Source organism: Jezberella sp. (assembly GCF_964834465.1).
Map to the genome: position 1 here is coordinate 1 of NZ_CBAZRM010000024.1, position 20,052 is coordinate 20,052.

General features: G+C 51.7%; 7 protein-coding genes. All 7 read right to left on the reverse strand.

The window, feature by feature from the left end; all coding sequences use genetic code 11:
* Window positions 1-392: 392 nt before the first annotated feature.
* Window positions 393-1,004 carry an aspartyl/asparaginyl beta-hydroxylase domain-containing protein gene (locus tag AC1W8Y_RS14290; RefSeq protein WP_482015169.1) on the reverse strand — a complete coding sequence of 204 codons (612 nt, stop codon included), beginning with the start codon at window positions 1,002-1,004 and terminating at the stop codon, window positions 393-395.
* A gap of 175 nt (window positions 1,005-1,179) precedes the next feature.
* Window positions 1,180-2,829, reverse strand: a complete 1,650-nt coding sequence (locus AC1W8Y_RS14295; protein WP_482015170.1) for an outer membrane protein assembly factor BamB family protein — start codon at window positions 2,827-2,829, stop codon at window positions 1,180-1,182.
* Between the two features lie 143 nt (window positions 2,830-2,972).
* Window positions 2,973-4,682, reverse strand: coding sequence for a beta strand repeat-containing protein (locus tag AC1W8Y_RS14300; RefSeq protein WP_482015171.1), 1,710 nt, complete (start codon window positions 4,680-4,682; stop codon window positions 2,973-2,975).
* Window positions 4,683-4,890: 208 nt separating this feature from the next.
* Window positions 4,891-6,387: a TolC family protein gene (locus tag AC1W8Y_RS14305; RefSeq protein ID WP_482015172.1), complete on the reverse strand. Its 1,497-nt coding sequence runs from the start codon at window positions 6,385-6,387 to the stop codon at window positions 4,891-4,893.
* Window positions 6,388-6,503: 116 nt separating this feature from the next.
* Window positions 6,504-7,907, reverse strand: coding sequence for an HlyD family type I secretion periplasmic adaptor subunit (locus AC1W8Y_RS14310; RefSeq protein WP_482015173.1), 1,404 nt, complete (start codon window positions 7,905-7,907; stop codon window positions 6,504-6,506).
* On the reverse strand, window positions 7,904-10,144 hold the full coding sequence (locus AC1W8Y_RS14315; protein ID WP_482015174.1) for a type I secretion system permease/ATPase: 2,241 nt from the start codon (window positions 10,142-10,144) through the stop codon (window positions 7,904-7,906). The genes AC1W8Y_RS14310 and AC1W8Y_RS14315 overlap by 4 nt, the downstream gene beginning before the upstream one ends.
* Before the next feature lie 235 nt (window positions 10,145-10,379).
* Entirely contained in the window at window positions 10,380-19,637 is a 9,258-nt protein-coding gene (locus AC1W8Y_RS14320; RefSeq protein ID WP_482015175.1) for a putative Ig domain-containing protein, read from the reverse strand.
* Between the last annotated feature and the right edge of the window lie 415 nt (window positions 19,638-20,052).

Below are 20,052 nucleotides of genomic sequence, written 5' to 3' on the forward strand. Positions count from 1 at the left end.
GCATAACTCTGGCACCGCAACGCCCGCCTCAGCGCGTTTTAATACCTCAACAATTTGGCTTTCTGTGAATCGTGACTTCTTCATCTGTAGAACCCCTCATAATGAGAAAATTCTACCTCTAACCCCGGTTAACCTAGGGGACGATTACCGCATGATCTGAACACGGCGTACCGGGAAATATTGAAATGCGTCCAACCGGTGCGCTTTTCGCCAAAGAATTTGATGGCAAATTAAAGCCTTATCAGATAGGTTTCACGTTCCCGCGGGTCTGTTCATCTGAAGCTGCGCGAGCAAATCGAGTCTTCGCGATGTGATGGCGAAACCTTGTCAGGCAATATGTGTTCACCAAGCGCTTACGTTCGTACAACCCAGGGGGATGATTACCCTTTCAGTTAGGTTGGCACAGTATTTTCGTGCAACGCTCTTGTCGGAAGCGGATTTAAGGCAAGGTGTGCATATGCACGAGGCAGTAAATCAAAAATATAATGCACTCGCCAATCGTCTGATTCATTGAACGCTGAGTGAAACTGTTTATTATTGAACCACCAGAGTTCGCCTTCACGCATTTTTACCTGTTCATTTCCACTGCGTAAAATGCTGCCCATCGTGCTTTTGAGAACAAGATGATAACGGTCTCTGATTAAATAATATGAACCGGTATCTATATGGGGATAAACGAAGGACTGGGGTTGTAAACGGACAATCATCGCTCTCGACAAGCTGCACTGTGTAGCGGCAGCAAAGTTGTTCATAAAATTCATCGCCCGAGGAAATCGACTTGTGAGGGTAGTGGACAAACATTCTTGATTTTCATCAACGTAAATGTCAGTACGAGTGGTAGCGCTTCGCAGAACTATTGACTCTGTTTTACGCTGTACTTTGACGGCCTTTTGTCTCGAGGTTTCTACCAACCATGCATCTTGGTTGGCATCCACCTCATTCAACAACTCGTTGACGTTTATATTTTGATAGATCCGTTTAAAGAACCTCATCTCTGTCGCCACTTTTATTCCTATTATTTGGTGCCATCACTGGGTCGCGCTGCATTTTGTTTTCGCACCAGTTCCTTAATCACCATAAGCCAAAATTTCGTAATGCTTATGCCAAAACATGCCGAGTCGAGCAATCTCCTTAATATAAAACTCTGGCGCCAAGCAAAACTGTTCAAGAATGAGTTTTTTATAAGCGCTCTAGCGCATACATTTCATTAACATAAGTAAGCACATAAAATAGATTTGTCTTCGCGCTAAAAGTGAGTGTGTTCGTTATTGCATCAGCCAGTTGATGAGTACCAAGAACTTCATCCGTCATCGGATCTATCTCATAAATGGTCCCACTACACGCGGCTGAATATATTTTCCCTTGTAATAATTGTGAAGGAGCAAATATTTTAGAGCCAAAATAAATCTTCTTTCTGACGAGTTGCTTTTCTAAATCTAAGATGTAGAGATATTTATCGGTAGAACCGACGTAGGCAGTATCGCCAAAAACTAAAGGGACCGTATAAATCGTATTAGCAGTCTGTACCGACCAAACCTCTTTACCCGTAGCGACATCGATAATGTAAATGCGTCCATCTGCGCAGCCGGTCACAAGATGATTTCTTTTCTTATCAAAAGCTGGGGCATGTCTGATCGACCCTTTGCCCCGCTCAGCTCGAGTCTGAAAGCGCCAGAGCATCCGTCCAGTTTGCCCTTCAAACAAAAAAATTTCATCGTCGTTGCTACCACACGCAACAAGTTGCTTTTCTGGCCAGTAGGCAGGCGACGCATGGGTATACCGCTTAGTAAAATGCTCCCAGCGTTTTTCACCTGTATTGATATCAAGCGCCACCACACTTCCGCGCCTCCCCTCTACAGCAAACTCTAACCCGACAAACAATAAACCAATATCAGGTGCCAACGCTGGCGAAGAACCCACCCAGTCCGCTCCAATATATCGCCAGATCTCTGCGCCAGTTGCGCTGTCTAGGCAATAAACGTTGCCATCATAACTACCGAAAAAAACTCGTCCCTGATGCAGTGCTGGGGCAGACCACAAATTCTTATGTCCTGTTGTGTCCACCTTAAACCACCAGACGATCGCACCGGTCCATGCATCAAGGCACCAGAAAATTCCGCAATCACTACCAAAGTAGATACGATCACCGTCTGTAACTGGAAAAGATTTTGGCACCCGATGAAAAAAATTGGGATCTGGCGAACTGAATCGCCATTTAAATTTAAAGATGGGAGACACAATCGACGCTTGCTTGCGTTCACCCAAGCTCAATTCAAAGTCATTTAACCCAAATGATGACAATACCGGCAACCGATGACGAGCACGCCACTCAATGCCTGCCCGACTCTGGTAATCGATGACCGCATAAACCGATGATATTTTACGACCTAATTGATCAAGGACAGCGCGGGCCTTTTCGAGGCTGTTTCCTGAATTTATGATGTCATCGACTAGCACGATAGGTAGATCACTGATCTCTCCCTCAATAGTACTGCCTGTGCCGTAAGTCTTTCTCTCTTTGCGTATGATGAAACCGGTGACCGGCGTTCCCTTCGCGAGAAACTTCATCAAGATCGCTGAAATTAAAGGAATCGATGCAGTCTCCATGCCACCCACCTGAAAAGGTAGCTTGGTCGAGAGTTTTTGCCAGAACAACTCCGCTACTGCGTCCAGAGAGTGCGGATCCATAAACACACGACGCAAGTCAATTAACCAGGTGTTATTGACTCCGTTTGGAGAAATTAATCGCTGATTGGTATCTCTCAGGATAGCGCGTTGACGAATTGCTTCAAAAACAACTTCTCTTGCTAAGAGCATAACACCCCGCATTTATGGATTTTGACACCTTCCGTAAGCGCAAAGTAGGCGAAGACATGACACTTTAAAGCTAATTGCAGTCACGAAATCGCTATGCTAATAGGTATTCTTCTGCCTCAATGAGGCACTAATGATACCTAACAGCACAACACCAACTAAGCACCGCTGGAACCAAAAGTCGAATTATTCCATTGCGCCATATAGCTCGTGACGGTGTTTGCGCCTGCGTAGTCAACTGCACTCTGCGTGTTGACGAGATTGATGGCTTGTGAGTAGAAGTTGGTGATGGGCATCGTCTCTGCACTATCACCCGTGCCTACTTGAGCGCTATTGGCGACGAATAGGTTTTGAAGCACCATGGCCGATGTGTTGCTTGCGATCTCGGTGCTGGACAAATCATTGAACAGCCATTGACCATTACTATCAGCGGTCAATAGTTGTGCATAGGTCAGATTCGCCGCCACTGTCGCGCTCAAGCCTTGTATTTGACTTGTTGCAAAGTCATTTAGCTGCGTACTGCTAACACTCGCTACCTGCGTACTGCTTAGATCATTCACAATACTTTGCGATTGGGTGTCGTAACTCGTCAGTTGCTGATATGTCAAACTGGCGAGCGCACTAGTTGAGATGCCAGTCACTTGTGAAGACCCGAGTTTGTTGAGCCTTGCGACGTTACTGCTGTCCGTCTGAGCAAGCTGGTCTGAGCTCAAGCCACCAACTGCTGAGGCGCTGATGTTTTTCCATTGCGTGTTCGTCAAATCATCGATAAGCGCGTTACCCGTGGCCGTCACGGTTGTTAGCAGTTCAGTGGCGTTAAAGCCCCCCACCGCGCTAGACCCGAGACTCGCCTCCTGTGGTTGCGTAAAGGAGGCAATCGTCGCCCCATTAATGTTCTGGATTTGCGTGCGACTCAGATCGTTGATGAGCGCCTTATTGTTACTGTCGAGTGTGAACAATTGCGAAGTGTTGAGTGCGCCGACAGTGCTAGCACTGATCGCATTGATCTGCGTCGCACCCAGATCTGTCATGATAGTTTTCCCCTGACTGTCTTGGGCAGTGAGTTGATCGACCGTAAACTGACCTACCGTCGCGCTTGAAATCGCTTGTATCTGACTTGATGTGAGATCATTTAGCAATGTTGCGCCTGCCGCGTCGCTTCGTAGGAGCTGAGACAGGTTAAATCCACTAACCGCCGTCGTATTAACCTGAGTCACCTGAGAGGCCGTGAGCTCATTGACAATGGCAAGACCATTGTTGCCGGTTGCCAATAGCTGAGCTGCACTCAGTGAGGAAATCACATTTGCACTGATGCTTTGGATCTGCGAGGCACTTAGATCGTTTAACAACGCGCTACCTGAACCATCTTCACTATAGAGTTGCGAGATAGTTAAGCTCGCAATCACAGAGCCGCTAAGTGCCATCACCTGAGTTGCCGTTAGGTTTGCTAGCAATGCAAGCCCTGAGGCACCACTACTAAGGATCTGTGAGAGGTTAGTTGCATTAATCTGCGCGATCTGAGTTGGACTCAGATCGGAGACCAACGCTCTCCCATCAGACCCTTGTGCAAGTAGCTGCGCGGCAGTTAGGTTTGAGATCGCGCTCGCACTAATGGCCTGAATTTGCGTCACCGTTAAATCCTTGACAAGCGCTCGGCCAAGTTGGTCGGTGATATACAGTTGTGTGGCGCTCAGTCCCCCAATCGCCGACGTACTAATACTGGCCAGTTGGCTACTGGTGAAGTCACTCACCACCGGTGAACCCAAACTATCAAGTACAACCAATCCTTGAGCGCTGAGCCCCGCAATCACCGTATTACTGAGACCCGCTATTTGAGATGGCGTGCTACCCGTTAGATCGGTACTCATTAACAACCCCTTTTTAGAAAATCATTTATTCGTGTTGCTTTTTTTTGGTGCGATACCTATTTTGCACAAACTTAGCTTCAACAGACCCATACTCAGATAAGTTTAACAACAATTTACTTGCAACATAGCAACAACTTCATCTTTTTATCCAACACTCGATCGGCGTTAATGCCTAACAACAATGAAAGAAAAAAGCCGCCAACACCGCTCAACGTATGAACGAAGACCGCCCAAGTGCGCCTGCACTTGCGACTAACCTCAATTTGGCGGCACGCCACTCCCCGAGACATCGAATACGTTGACCCTGAGCATCGGCCAAGGTAGCCTGCACAGTTAGCATTTCGAGGACATCCGAGCCGCCTCGGCTAAACTTGCGTTGCACAGAACTCAATGCCTGCTCGGCTGATCGTAACAACAACGCTGATGCCTCTAAATTAGCAAGGGCCGTTTTGGCGTCCGAATACGTTTTCACCACATCCATAGTGATCTGATGAGTGGTGTCTTGAAGCGTAGCTTCGCTCTGTTCGACCTGCGCTTGAGCGCCTCGGATCTTGTACGTACGACCGAAACCTTCGAATATCGGCACATTGAGCGTCAGGTAAACGACGTTTTCATTGGTTTGTACGGTCGGAAATCCCTGGTTAGGGCGTCCGTTTTGATAGTAATAAGCACTGAGGTCAAGGGTTGGCAGACCATCAGACTCCGTGACGATCACCTTCTGGCGTGCGGATTCTAGTTGCCTCTGCGCCGCCACGATGGCTGGATGCGCTTGGCGGGCTCGTTCAAGCCAAACATCCAAATCCTGAGTCAGGATAGGCTCGCTATCTTCCACGTCTTGTTGAAGTTGCAGCGACGTGTTGGCGGGTAATCCCATGCCGTAGATCATGACGGCAAGCGCCTTGTCATAATCCCCCTGCGCGCGACTCGTCTCAAGGTTCGCCTTTGCGAGCGCGGTCTTCGCCTGCAGTGTGTCGCCCTTTGAGCCAGCCCCTTTCGCCTCGCGTCGCTCGGTGGCGAGCAGCGTACTTCGGGCAAGCGCCTCGGCTTCGCGCTTTGATTGCCAGGCGGCTCGTGCCGTCTGCAAATCAAAGTAATTGCCAATTAACGTAAACAATGTCTTCTGTAATGTCGCACTGTGGGTGGCGAGCGCGGCCTCGAGCGCTGCTTTGGCAGCATCATTACTAGCTTGTCTGCCCCCAAAGTCCAACAGCCGCCACGTCAAGCTCGCGTTGACGGCCGTGCCGTGCACAGCGGTGTCTGTCAATTCCCCGTTAGGGTAGCGGGTGTTGTCATTGACTCGGCTGACGGCTGCAGAAAGCGTGGGGAGGTAGCTCGCACGCGCTTCACCCAACGCCGCGGCTTGAACCTTGATACCAGCCCAAGCCGCTTTGACTTGCGGATTGGCACACATCCCAATGTCCAATACATCAAAAAGCGAGAGAGGCGACCGACCGGCGAGCCCATCCTTCTCTCTTCGATCCTCACACGGTGCGGGCGATGGGTCTCCAGGCAGTAAGAACCCCTGATCGAGGACAGGCGGGCGAGTCAATAATGGATCTTCTACGGGCGTCACAAGCTCCAACGGCTCAAAGGCTTGCCCCACCGCTATCGTCAAAGACCACATACAGGTCACACATAACAACCATCTCACCCAGGGTTTGAGGGCGCCCAATTGCATCATGCCAGCAATACGACTTGCGCACATTGGAAGAATCCGAATACAAATCACAAGTAAATCCCATCTGCTCATGAATACTGTTGCGATTGTCCCGACCACAGTCATTATCGTGCAAGCCTTGTCTTGACTAACCGTCTTGATCATTAACGCTCCTTTAAGGCCTCGTGGGCGTGTCGAATCAGCGGTGACAGCACATACTCAATGACCCGTCGCGTCCCGGTGCGAATCTCGGCACTCACCGACATACCAGCGGTAATCGGCATATCTTTGCCGTCAACAAAAATATTTGACTGATCTAGCGTCAATTTGACGACGTACTGAAGCGAGCTTTTTCGAGGAGCATCCGCGACGCTGTGGTCGTCCCCCGTCTCTAGCGGTTTGTCTTGCACCACAGCGTCGTGAGACACGTGAGTGACATGCGCATCAACCGTGCCATATTTGGTGTATTCAAACGCGTCGATTTTGACCGCTGCAGACTGGCCTTCAATAACGAACCCCATATCCTTATTCTCAAGATAGGCCTCGATTTCGACCGTGCCATCCTCGGGAACGATTTGCATCAGGGGTTGTGCGGCCGGCACCGCTGTGCCCACCGTATACACAGTTAGCTGCTGCACCGTACCGTCAACGGGTGCAGTGAGGCTCAAGTGTCGACTGTGCTCCGATGCACGACGAGCGTCCTGGGCACTAGACGCGGCCAACTTCTGGCCATCAGTCTGGGCATCGCTTGCTTCTTTGATCGTCTGAGTGATCAGTGCCTGGCGTTGGTTTTGCGCGTCACTGAGCTGCCCTGCCATATCAATTCGGGCTTGCTCCTTTTCAATCCAGGCGTGCTCGGCGACATCGTGATCTTTGAGCAACTCCTTATAGTCTTTGGCTCTCTGTGTCAACAAAGGCAAATCCTTGGCAAACTGCGCAATTTGCCCATCGAATCTCACGCGCTTGGCGTAGAAGTCTCGCCACTGGCTATCGAGTTGACCCGCCGCTTCACGCCACTGCTCAGGCGTCACTTCAATCGCTAAGCTATCGCGTGGCGGCATACGTGGCGGCGTTGAATGGCGCACCGCATCAATGAGTGCCTTAGACCGTGCGACCTGAAGCGTGGCTACTTGCGCGTCGCCGTGAGCCTTATCGTGCTCTGCGTCACTCTCGCTGGTATCGAGTTCAATCAACACATCGCCTGCATGCACGGTTTGCCCATTTTTGACATGCAAGGCCCGCACCACCGCAACTTCAACGGCAGCAACAGTTTTGGTGCGATCAGACGGCACTACCTTACCCGTGACCGTCACAACAATGTCGATCTGCCCCAGCAATGACCAAATAACGACAGCCAGTACTAGTCCCATCAGAATACGTGCGACCCAACGCCCTGCTGGCGATACCGGGGCATGCTGCAGTGCTAACGCTGCAGGTAAAAACTCTGCCTCGTGAGCCTTGAGAGAGGGCATTTTGATCTGTTCACGCAGTGGCCACCAAAACCGAAACGCTTGTGCGTAACGACTGAATAAATCCTGCGTGGCCTGAGCACGGTGCTTGAGGCTCATACCGCAGCCCCCATGTCGACCGAAGTGTCCTCTGCCCCTACTTGCTGCAATCGATATAGATAGCTGTACATGCCCTGAGGATTTGCGATGAGTGCTTGGTGACTCCCCTCTTCGATAATTTGCCCTTTATCCATGACCACGATACGATGTGCGTCTCTGACAGCCGAGAGGCGGTGCGCAACAATCACGACCGTTCTTCCTTGGCAGATTTTTTGCATATTGTTTTGTATGATTCGCTCGGACTCGTAGTCAAGCGCACTTGTTGCTTCATCAAAAACCAATACGCGAGGATCGTTGATTAGGGCACGCGCAATGGCAATCCGTTGACGCTGGCCACCTGAAAGTCCTACGCCATGCTCGCCCACAACCGTATCGTAGCCTTCAGGCAATTCACAAATAAACTCATGCGCACCGGCAAGCTTCGCCGCTGCCACAATGGCATCAAAGTGCAGTGCAGGATTGGTCAGCGCGATGTTGTCGCGAACCGATCGGTTAAACAAGACGTTCTCTTGAAGCACCACCCCAATCTGTTGGCGCAATGATGTCGTGTCAATAATTGCAATATCTTGCCCATCGATTAATACCCGACCTCGATCGGGCACATACAGCCGCTGAACAAGTTTGGTGAGCGTACTTTTACCAGAGCCCGAGCGCCCCACGACACCAATGATTTCGCCCGGCTCAATGCGTAGCGAAAGCTGCCGAATCACATCCGACGCGTCAGGCCGATAGCGAAATGAAACACCCTCAAACGCAATAGCACCGTCTAGTCTAGGAAGTCTGGTTTTCTGTCCTTCAACTTCCGTGCGAGCATTGAGGATATCACCCAGACGGCTCATCGAAATGCCCACTTGTTGAAAATCGTTCCACAGTTGCGCGAGTCTGAGAATTGGATTTGAAACTTGGCCCGCCAACATATTAAAAGCAACCAACTCACCGACGGTGAGCTTTCCGTTGATGACCTGAGTGGCCCCTACCCACATAATCAGTGCAGTCACGAGCTTGCTAATGAGCGTTACTCCGCCACTCGCAAACGTTGAGGCATTCGTCACCGAAAGGCCCGCCGTCACGTAGCTCGCGAGCTGTTGATCCCATTTCTGCGCCCACCTCGGCTCTACCGCTAGCGCTTTCAGCGTATCGATACCGCTGATTGATTCAACCAAAAATGATTGATTTTCAGCAGTTTTGTTAAACTTTTCATCCAGTCGCTTTCGAATGACGGGCGTGAAAATCAAAGAGAGCAACACGTAAAATGGGATTGACCCAACCACAATGCCTGTCAACACCAAACTGTAGTGAAGCATCACGGCAATGAAAACGAAAGAAAAAGCCAAATCCAATACCAGTGTCATCGCGTTGCCAGTTAAAAAAGCACGGATATTTTCTAGCTCTCGAACACGAGCGACCGAGTCGCCTACTCGGCGCGCGTGAAAGTACGCGATTGGCAGACCGAGTAGGTGCCGAAAGAGTCTGGCACCGAGCTCTACGTCGATCTTTGAACTTGTGTGCGCAAACACCCACGTGCGAATCCCAGTCAGCGTCGCCTCAAAAATGATGGATACCGCCAGGCCGATCGCAATCACGTTGAGTGTTCGCATGGCGTGATTGACTAACACTTTGTCCATTACAACCTGAAAAAACATAGGCGTAACCAGGCCAATCAGTTGCAACACAAAAGAGATCAGTAACACTTCGCCCAATAAACGCCGGTATTTGATGACAGCAGGTACAAACCAGCTGAAATCAAAGCGTGCCATCGCACCAGCAAAACTAGCTTTGCTGGTAAAGAAGATGAGATCAGTCGTCCACATGGCGACGAGCGCATCGATAGTGAGCAGTTCTGCGGGCTCACCGATCCGTTGGATCAGTACTTGTCCAGCACTCGCTGAGGGAAGCTCGGATGGTGTTGCAGCACCATTCGCCTGATTAGGTGCGATCGCCCTGTCAGCCGCCGACGAACGCGCTGGAATCCAACGAGCGAGGATAAAAAATTGGCCGTCACGCGCTTTCGCAACGGCAGGTAACGGTGCTTTGTCCAGACGCGCTAAATCCTGCTGTATAGCGCGTGCTGTCATGCCAATGAGCTTGGCGCCCAGCAATATTTGCTGCGTATCAAATAGAACGTCACCTAGTTGATGCTTTAGCACTCGCTCATCAGCAATGAGACCATGCAGCTGCGCCATCACCAACAGGCTTGCTAGCCCCGTGTCAGGGGTAATGGATGCGGCAGATTCCATTTGTTGGGGGTCATTGTGACTTGCTGGTGTTTGTGATTCAGACATTCAGTGCAAAAAAACAATTCAGAGATGAGACTTATAAAATGCGGCTTGGTGAACTCTTCGGTTAGTGACGCTGAATATCAACCTCACGTACGGGATGCACACATTGCCTTGTCAGCCGTTCAAAAAATTAGCCAGCGAAGAGGGACTTGCCGTGACATCCTTGCAGTCCCCCTTCACAGGCTCCGTGGCTTCAATGCGAGTTCGCCAACAACACGCTCGCTGAAGCCGGTGGCTGAGTGCTCACAGCGCTCGTCTGCGCTGAAGCCGTGGGCGTACTCGTGCTCGCCAACGCTTGGACCAGTGAAGCAGTCGTGGTACTTGCGACCGCAGTACTTGCTGTGGCATTGCTCGCGCTGATATTCAAGCTCAGTGCTGCACTCGCACTTAATCCGGCCAGATCAGTGGCAGTGATTTCTAGCCCTACGCCACTTGCACTCGAACCAGGTGGCGTGCCACTGAATTGCGCAGTGGTCGCATTGAAACTCAGCCACGTCGGCAGCGCCTGGCCGTTAGATAAGCTGGCACTGTAAGTCAACGTATCTCCTGCTATCGATTCATTAAACAATCCATTCGGCACACTATACGACCACAGCGCGCCCGACACTGCATTCTGAGCCGAGAGCGATTCGGTCACGGTAGGTGCCTGATAAGCAGGTGCCACCGTCAGGTTCAACGCCGCACTGGCACTTGCACCATTCATCCCGGTGCCTGTGACTTGCAACGCGATTACGCCAGCCGCCTGCTCCGTAGGAGTCCCACTGAATTGGCCCGTCGTCGTATCAAAACTTAACCACGCAGGCAGCGCAGCGCCATTGGTCAGCGTCGCGCTATAGGCCAATGTGTCGGCCGAGACGGTGGTTGCAAACAAGTTTGTTGGTAACGCATAGTTCCAGACGCTCCCTGCATTGATCGTCTGGTTTAGTACCGCCTCGCTCACCATTACCGCATCACGTTGTAGCGCGGCCATGGTGGCTGCGTTATAACTGGTCCCTCCGATGACCAATGTGCCAACACCGCCGCCCACCTCCTGATTAGTCAAAATCACATGGCTTTGCGTCGTGGTACCCGCATCCAACGTAATCAGCAAATCGTTACCCAGTGCGGTAAGACGAGTCGTCTCAGATGTTGTACCTTGGAGCTGCAAAGTATCAATCTGCCCCGCATTGGCGTTGATCGTATCAGTGCTGCTGCCAGCGTTCACGACATAGGTTTTACTACCAGACCCACCCGACAATGTCACGCTACCGGTACCCGCAACCAACACATCATTACTGACATTACCGCTCAATGTTGCAATATTAGTGATCGCTCCCGTTTGTACCTGCTGAGAAGTCACGCTTGATAGCTGATAACCACCCGAACTACTATTGTCGAACCAGCCCGCCGCTTGAGCAAAATTCGTGCTCGCTAACTTGGTGAGCTGATCACCTTGGGCGTAGTAGGTACTGACTTTATATTCACTACCACTGCTGCCCGTCGCGTCGCTGCTTACCTGAACCTGCACCACCTTGGTTAGCCCTGCATCGAGAACACCGTACACATAAGTGTTAGCTTGTACCGTGGAGACAATTGGTGTGACGCGAGCAATCGGCCGCGCGATCCACGAACCACCAAATGTCGCTTGGCCGAGTACGTCCATCCCGGTCGTTGTGCTGGATATTGCGGTCTGTGTTGAATCCGATCCGGCGCCAGCGGTTGCCGTACTTGGCACACTCGCTACGGTAACCGCGTTGCTAATGAGTAGGTCAAGCGATGTGCTGGCAGACAATCCACCCTCGTCGGTCGCACTCAATATGATCGACAACCCCTCTCCAGCGTCGGCCGAAGGGATGCCGCTTAACTGCCCAGTGTTCGCATCAAAGTTCAGCCAGCTCGGTAGTACTTGTGCATTCGCTAAACTGGCGCTGTAGGTCAATGTGTCACCGGGAATCGACTCAGTGAATAAACCATCCGGCAAGGTATAAGACCACAACGCACCCACCACGGCACTTTGAAGGCCAATGTTCTCCGTCACCGTGGGGGCCTGATAGGCGTGCGCCACGGTTACCGTCAACACGGTGCTCGCGGTTGCGCCACTCAGATCAGTCGCTGTCACCTGCAGAGCCAATGCGCCGGACGCTTGTTCACTAGGGATACCACTGAATTGGCCAGTAGTCGAATCAAAACTTAACCAGCTAGGCAGTGCATTGCCATTGACAAGCGTGGCACTATAAACCAAGCTGTCGCCAGCAACCGACGTCCCAAACAGATTGGATGGTAGCAGGTAGCTCCAAGCGGTCCCAGCTGTCGCAGTCTGTGTCAAGGCACTCTGACTGGCGGTCACAGCACTCGCCGTCTGTAAGGCTTCAATTGTCGCAGCACTATAACTCGTGCCATCAATGACAACTGTACCCACACCACCACCGGTTTCTTGATGACTGACAACGACTTGGCTCTGTGTGCTCATCCCCACGTCCAGCGTGATCAGTAAATCATCGCCCTGTGCAACCAAGCGCGTTGTTGCTGCCGTCGTGCCCTGCAGCTCGAGCGTATCGAGACGTCCTTCGTCAGCGATGATCTTATCCGTGCCGTTGCCCGCGTCGACCACGTAGATGTTATGCCCCCCGCCTCCTTCCAGCGTTTCGTTACCATTACCGGCGATCAGCACGTCATCGCCAGCGGTGCCGATCAATGTCTGGATGTTGCTTACCGTGTCTGTTTGCGCCTGAGCATACGTCACGCTTGAGAGCTCATATCCATCCGAGCCACTGTTGTCGTACCAGTCCGCTGAGTTTGCGAAATCCACACTCGCCAGATTCGTCAGCTGATTGCCTTGCGAGTAGTAAGTATTTACTTTGTATTGACTAACACCACCACTCGCAACATCGTTGTTCAATTGCACTAGGGCAACTTTCGTTAACCCAGCATCCATAATCCCGTACACATAAGTGTCGGGTAGAACACTTGATGTGATGGGGATCACATTCGAGAACGCTTGCGCAATCCACGAGCCACCAAACGTTGCCTGACCAAGCCCCATGGCCGTTGGCCCACTCAGATCGGCGAAAGATGCCCAGCCACTCTCACCCAGCGCATCTGCAACCATCCCGGTCAGACCGCTTGCCTTCTCAATGCGACCCGTTGCTAAGTTCGCAACAATACCCTGCTCTTGTATCCCTTGCTGTCCTGTTGTTGACAAACTAGCGTAGGTCAATGTGTTGACTGCCCCAACGCCCGCAATGGTATTTGTGCCACTGGTACCCGTATAAGTGTCATCAATCTCCAGTTGCAAGGTGGCGCTGGCAGTTGACCCACCCATACTCGTGGCTGTCACTTGAATCGCGACACCGGCGCCTGCTGATTCAGGTGGTGTGCCGCTGAATTGCCCCGTGACGGCATCTAAACTCAACCAATCAGGCAAGGCCTGTCCGTTAGTGAGGCTTGCGCTATATGTCAATGTATCAGCAGACACTGACAAACCAAACAAGGTTGAAGGTAGGGTGTAATTCCATACACTACCCGCTGTCGCCGTCTGGTTCACCGTCTGCTGACTGACTGTCACGACATCCTTCTGAATCGCGGTGACCGTGGCAGCGCTGTAAGTATTCCCGCCGATGACGATCGCACTCACGCCACGTCCAACCTCCTGATTGCTGACTACCACCTGAGACGGCTGGCTAGTACCAGCATTTTCAGTGATGACCAGATCATTGCCCTGCGCTTTAAATCGTGTCGTGGTAGGCGTTGCAAGCTGCAATTTCAGCGCATCGCTACCACCCTGATTGATAATCTTGTCATTACCAGAGCCAACGGTGATCACATTGGTGCCCGCACCTGTGGTGATCTGGTTCGTCCCATTACCCACCTGGATTTGGTTGGAACCGCTGCCCACTTGTATCGTGTTGTTGCCGTTGCCGAGCGTCACGTTCGCGTTACCCGCTGACGTGCCGGTGACAACATTGTTGCCACTGCCGCCTACGACGGTGGATTGCCCCGCGCCGAGCTGCACAGTCTCGTTACCGGCCCCCAACATGAACGAGTCGTTGCCGCTACCACCGATCAGCGTTGACGCTCCGCTGCCAGCGATCAAGGTATCGTTCGCGTTATTCGCGATGATGGTCACACCATCTTGACTGCTACCCGTCAGGGTAAGCGCGCTATTACCAGTGCCCTGCAACGTGTCAACATTGGCAGGCAATGTATAGTTAACGCTTGTCTTGACTGTGGAGGCACCTGCACCGCTCGCTGCCTGAATAACCGTGCCCGCATTGGTCACGATAAACGTATCGTTGCCACTGCCTCCAATCATCGTGACCGCAGCACCACTGTCAGCAAGCGTGTCATTTCCCGTACCCGCAATCAACGTATCCGCAGCACCATTGCCAATGATTTGATCGTCTAAGTTATTCCCGGTCAATGTCAGTGCAGCAGATCCCGTGCCCCACAATATCTGCTGATTCGCCCCAAGCGTCCAGTTCACACTTGTTTTAACGGTGTTGACTCCTGCACTTTGTCCAGCGACGGGTGCGGCTACCATGATCGTGTCTGCGGTGTTGGTCACCGTAAACGTGTTACTACCTGTGCCGGCAGTCATGCTCGCTCGGCCACCCCCGTCGTTAAACGTGTTGTTACCGTTGCCGGCAATAAGCTTGTCATTGCCTGCGCCACCGATGAGTGTGTTGTTGCCGTCTTGAGCATAGACTAAGCTGTTGCCACTACCTGCATAGAGTATGTTGTTACCACCCGCGGCCATGATGATGTTGTCACCATTGCCACCGATCACGGTATTATTGCCCGACCCCACAACGACTGTCTTATTGCCATTGCCCAGCACGATCGTGTTGTTACCATTGCCCGACACAATCGCGGCCTGTCCCTGTCCGGTCTGAATATCGTTGTCGCCATTGCCGAGTTCAATCACCTGATTGCCCGTCCCGGTCATGACGACATTATTACCATTGCCAGCAGTAATGTAGTTGTCACCCGCATGGCCGTAAATAATGTTGTTCCCATCGCCGGCCGTGATCGGTGAGGTGTTGCCCGTTTGCGATGCGGTAACAACCTGGGCGCCCCCTGTCGTATCTCCTACCAGCGCTTGGTTAGAGGTAGGCAACATCACCTCCGCCATTTGCTGCGTCGTGCCATCCTGATACGTGAAGGTCACCGTTTTGGTGATGACCACCCCGTTCTGTACAGAAAAAGATGGCGTGGAGGCAAAGTTGATAGACACGATTCCCAGCTGAGTCAACGTTTGGAACTCACCAGGTTGGCAGACACCATCATTATTGCTATCGACCCACACACCTAGCTTAGACCAGAAAGGATTCGTCGCATTTAATTGCGGCGCACCGTTGGCTAACAGCTCCAGCGCCTCAAGATCATTCGTGGCACCGTTTACTTGCGTGTAAAAATCCGTCTCGCTGCTATCTGAAATGATGCCTGTGCCATACTCATCGAACGCTAAAATACCATTACCGCCCGTAAACCATGCGGTTTGATGACGAAGTCCATCAGATGCTTGCTGAAAAAAAACAGTCGAATTGGTCAGAGAAGTAAAATTGAATCCAGTCCCGTGCAGATCCAAAATAAGTGGGTCACCATCACCACCACCATCACCGTCGCCATTGTGATAACCGTCACCATCACCGACGACGACACTGGCACCACCGTCGCCAACGCTGCCACCCCCGCCACCGCCACCGCCACCGCCATCCCCACTGACAATGGTTCCACCTGCACCAACGCCACTAACGATGCCAGAATAATTATCTCCCCCTCCACCTCCGCCTCCATCACCTTCACCGGAAGATGAAGCTGGGGGTGTTGGCAAAGGCACATGGACCGTATACTGGGAAGTCCCACCCAACGGGTCGGCAACTTGAACAACAAATGCGACGCTGCCGCCAACTGGCTGTCCGTTGCTATATGACCAGTTGCCACTGCCATCAACTGAAACGTTCCCAATCTGGGGCTGATTGATCACACTCCAATTTAAGGCACTGGCAGAATAGTCTTGGTCAGCAACTGAGAATGTGCCCGCGTAAGGATTCGTGGTGTAGCCGATTAAGGTACCTCCCGAATTGTAAACAGGCATTTGCGCGAGAGAGTCACCAGTAATAACAGGCGGGTGATCCTGCTGCTGCACGGTGACTTGAACGTGGGCCTCTGTTGTGCCGTAGGACGGTGCAGCCACTGTATAATCAAACCCAGCAACCCCAAAAAAGCCGTTTGAAGGTGTAAACGTAATCGTTCCGGCCACCATATCTAAGGTCACCGTGCCACCGAATGCATTTTGAACGCTCGTGACCGTGAGCAATGAACTTGGTGCGCCATTGCAATTGATGTTGTCTAACAGTCCCTGTACATTTCCGTTGCCTCTCAAATTCACAGTCACTGCGGTAGATCCATGCTCTTGCACGAGCGCGGGCGTATCTTCATACGTTGTAAAGCCTTCCTCATTGGGCGCTAGGTAAGATAAGTCAGTGAGCTTAGTCACTTCTACATACGACTTCCCTGTCGTTGATGTAACTTCAATACCACTCGTCACCGCGGTATAGCTTTGACCGACAGAGCTTGCTTCAAGATTGAGTGTGCCCATTTGGTGAACACCACCGTCGCTTGTCGTATAGGTGCCCATCCCATAATTCAAACTGGTGATCCCTAAACTGCTGAGGCTGTGATAGCCAGCGCTGTTAAACACACCTGTCCCTTCAGTGTCGAACCAGACACCCATCTGCGCAAAAACAGGATCACTCGCATTGATAACACCGCTACCATTGATGTCGTATTGTGCGAGGCTTGCAACACCGCGATATCCAGGAGCAACGGCAGCGTCACTGAACATATCCTGGGCGTTGTCAACCGTGCCATTTAGCCCCTCATTAAGCACCAGAAAGCCATCAGTACTGTTGAGCCAACTCGTTTGATAAAGGAAGTTCGTTTGCGGGGTGCCCGCCAAATTGTTCGCAAAATCATCGGTTCCGGTGACGTTGAAGGCGGCAGGACTGTTGACCAGATTTGTTGTGGCCAATCCACCGCCAAAATCAAGCCCAATCGGATTCCACTCAATCTGTGTAGCACCTGCAGGAACCGGTGAGGCCAACTCGCCCAAGACCGCAGCACGTTCGGTTTCAGACAGGCCAGCATTAGAGATGCCATTGGCGGATTGCGCAGCTGCTGTCTGTACTTCCCACAGCGGTGCTATCGCCTGCCGTGCTAGTGCATTTTGGTCATAAAACTGTGCAATCGTCTGAAAGTAAGATGAATCCCCGGTGTCGACTGTCGCCACCCCAGTTGAGCTGTACCTTTGCTGAGGGTCAAGGGGCTGACCCGTGGTGGGATCTATTGTATTGACCTTGTACGATGTGCCATGAAAACTAATGCTACCAAGCCGTTCAGGGATGATTCCTAACTGAAGACCATTGTTATTAGCTTGAGTGACAACATTTTGTAAGCTTTGAATCAATGCGTTTAACATGTTGTACGCAGCGGTATCCCCACCACCGTTGCCGCTCGCATTGATCTGAATTCCGGTGCTGTTGGTTGGGCTCCAACCTGCTGTCGCGATGCCCGCTGGGGGAGCGGGCGGCGAAGAAAACTCCGCTTCGATCATTGCCGCCGCAAACAGGACGATACCTACGACGGGAATATCCTGTGCTGCTACTGTCACGCCTGTTAGTGACGAAGCTAGTGCAGCTATTGAGTTAGAAAACCCTAACGTCGCCAAGGCTGAAAGCGCTGCGCCTTGCGGATTATCCTGAAGCAGATCCGCGATTGATGTGATCAGAGCAGCCGCACCATTAAATTCACTTGCTACAGTCGCGTTAACCCCTGCAGTCCCAGTAGCGGCTAGTAGGCTAACTCCCCCTGCAGTTGCGTTAGCACCCGCAGCAACTGCTCCTATCACATTGCCCGACTGTATGTCATTGATGAATGCTTTGACCGAGTTCGCTTCGTTATAAACGGAAATAGCATTCCCTACCCCAGGTATGGCCGCGGCATTGTCACTGACTTGATTAACTAATGTGTACCCTGCAAGGACGGCAGGTACAGTTTGACCCTGTTGAATAGCTTGCAGCAAAGATTGCGCCGAAGAAAAACCGGACGTAGCCGCATCCGGAATCGGACCAGGTGTACTTGACGTCACCGTCGAGACGCCAGAACTGTCTGTACTAATCACGAGTTTGGTGCCGTCCGCAGTCGTCAAGTTGTCAACATAACTTCCGTCAACAGGGTCCACCGTTCGGACCCCCGACGCCACTTCCTTACCACTGCTATCCTGATTGACCACCGTATATGTATTCGGCACAGCCTCTATGTCGCCAGAACTACCACTCGCGGTCTGAAGCGCCTGGGTAATCGTGCTCGCACCAATGACCTTACCTGTTGAATCATAACTGGTAACCGTCTGGACATTGGAGTCGGTTGACGATGTAAAATCCGTTTGTTTTACTGCACCCGTGGATGCGTTGATAGCAATATTTGCTGTCACCTGCCCTTGCGCATTAGTGACTGTTACCGCACCATTACTAGCCGATAATTGCACATCTCCGTTTAGCACCGAACCGGTCTGAACACCCATCGCTGCAAGAGCGGCTGAAGCACCTGCGTTGAGTGAAAGCCCATCAACCGCTTGTATTGCGCTTAACTGTACTGGTGATCCACTGGCTGACGTGGTGGCCGTGTAACTAACTGAATGGCTACCCACCTCTGAGGTTAAATTGTAAACACCGGTACCAGTCGTACTGATTGTCGTATTGCCTTGAACGACCAGTGATTCACCTGATGCCAAGTTAAGCGTTGTAGATGCGACGCTGCCATCAATCAAATTTACTCCCGGCACCAAATTCACCGTAGAGTTGGCACCTAGATTAATCACATTATCAGCGCCACTCACACGCACCGCAGCACCGCTTTGCACATTGATTGTATTTCCGCCATCTGAATTGCTGGTCGTTACAGACGCGCCTTGTCCCAAGGAGATCTGATTGTCGGCCCCAATAATTACCGCTGAGGAGTTACCGGCCAAATTCAAAGCGGCGCCGCTAACAACATAAGTATTTCCGATGTCGCTTATCTGCACAACCGCTGCACCAGCTGATCCTGTTTGCTCTACGTTGTACGTATTCGCAATCGACTGGCCAAATGCTGGACTGCCCTCAGTCGTATCAACAGTCTGCGTAATAGTGGTAGAACCTGTAACCTTACCGGTACTGTCAATTGCAGTAATCGTTTGAAGGTTACGATCGGTCGTACTCTGAAAGCTTGTCGCCACTGCGTTCTGCGTGGTGGGATCGACCACAAGGCTAGTCTGTACTTGGCTGGTAGTACCAAGGACGTTTAAAGTGTTTGCGTCAATGGCATTAAGACTACCTATAGACACATTTTGCGGATCGATGCCCATTGCCGTCAGTGCGGAGGTGGCACCTGAGCTCAAATTCGTACCGTTAACCGACTGAATCCCACTCACGACGACTGCGCCGCCAGAAGGCGCAGTGCTAACCGTGTAGCCAATAGAGTTTGAGCCGGCGCTAGTTACGAGACTATAAACGCCCGCATTGTCGCCGGTGCTAATTGTCGTGTTATTGGAGAGTGAGTAGCTTAACCCTGAATCCAGAGATAGCGTATTCCCGCCTGTGGCCCCTGTGGGCGCATTGGGGTCACTCGTGATTGTGACGTTTGCGTTGGTTCCAAGGTTAAGCGTAAGACCAGTGCCGACAACAGTGGCTGTTGCATCACTCTCAAAAGTTATTTGCCCATCACTACCGTAGACTGAATTGTTCGTACCGGTTATCGTGCCCCCAGAGCCTGAAGTAAATGTAATGTTGGCATTACTAATGTCGACAAACCCATCTCCACCAGATACCGTGACAGTGGGGGGAGGC

What these genes read in the sequence shown, in the direction of transcription:
- AC1W8Y_RS14310 (WP_482015173.1), bottom strand. Translation starts at nt 7,907, where the DNA reads ATGAGCCTCAAGCACCGTGCTCAGGCCACGCAGGATTTATTCAGTCGT.
- AC1W8Y_RS14315 (WP_482015174.1), bottom strand. Translation starts at nt 10,144, where the DNA reads ATGGAATCTGCCGCATCCATTACCCCTGACACGGGGCTAGCAAGCCTG.
- AC1W8Y_RS14295 (WP_482015170.1), bottom strand. Translation starts at nt 2,829, where the DNA reads ATGCGGGGTGTTATGCTCTTAGCAAGAGAAGTTGTTTTTGAAGCAATT.
- AC1W8Y_RS14305 (WP_482015172.1), bottom strand. Translation starts at nt 6,387, where the DNA reads ATGTGCGCAAGTCGTATTGCTGGCATGATGCAATTGGGCGCCCTCAAA.
- AC1W8Y_RS14300 (WP_482015171.1), bottom strand. Translation starts at nt 4,682, where the DNA reads ATGAGTACCGATCTAACGGGTAGCACGCCATCTCAAATAGCGGGTCTC.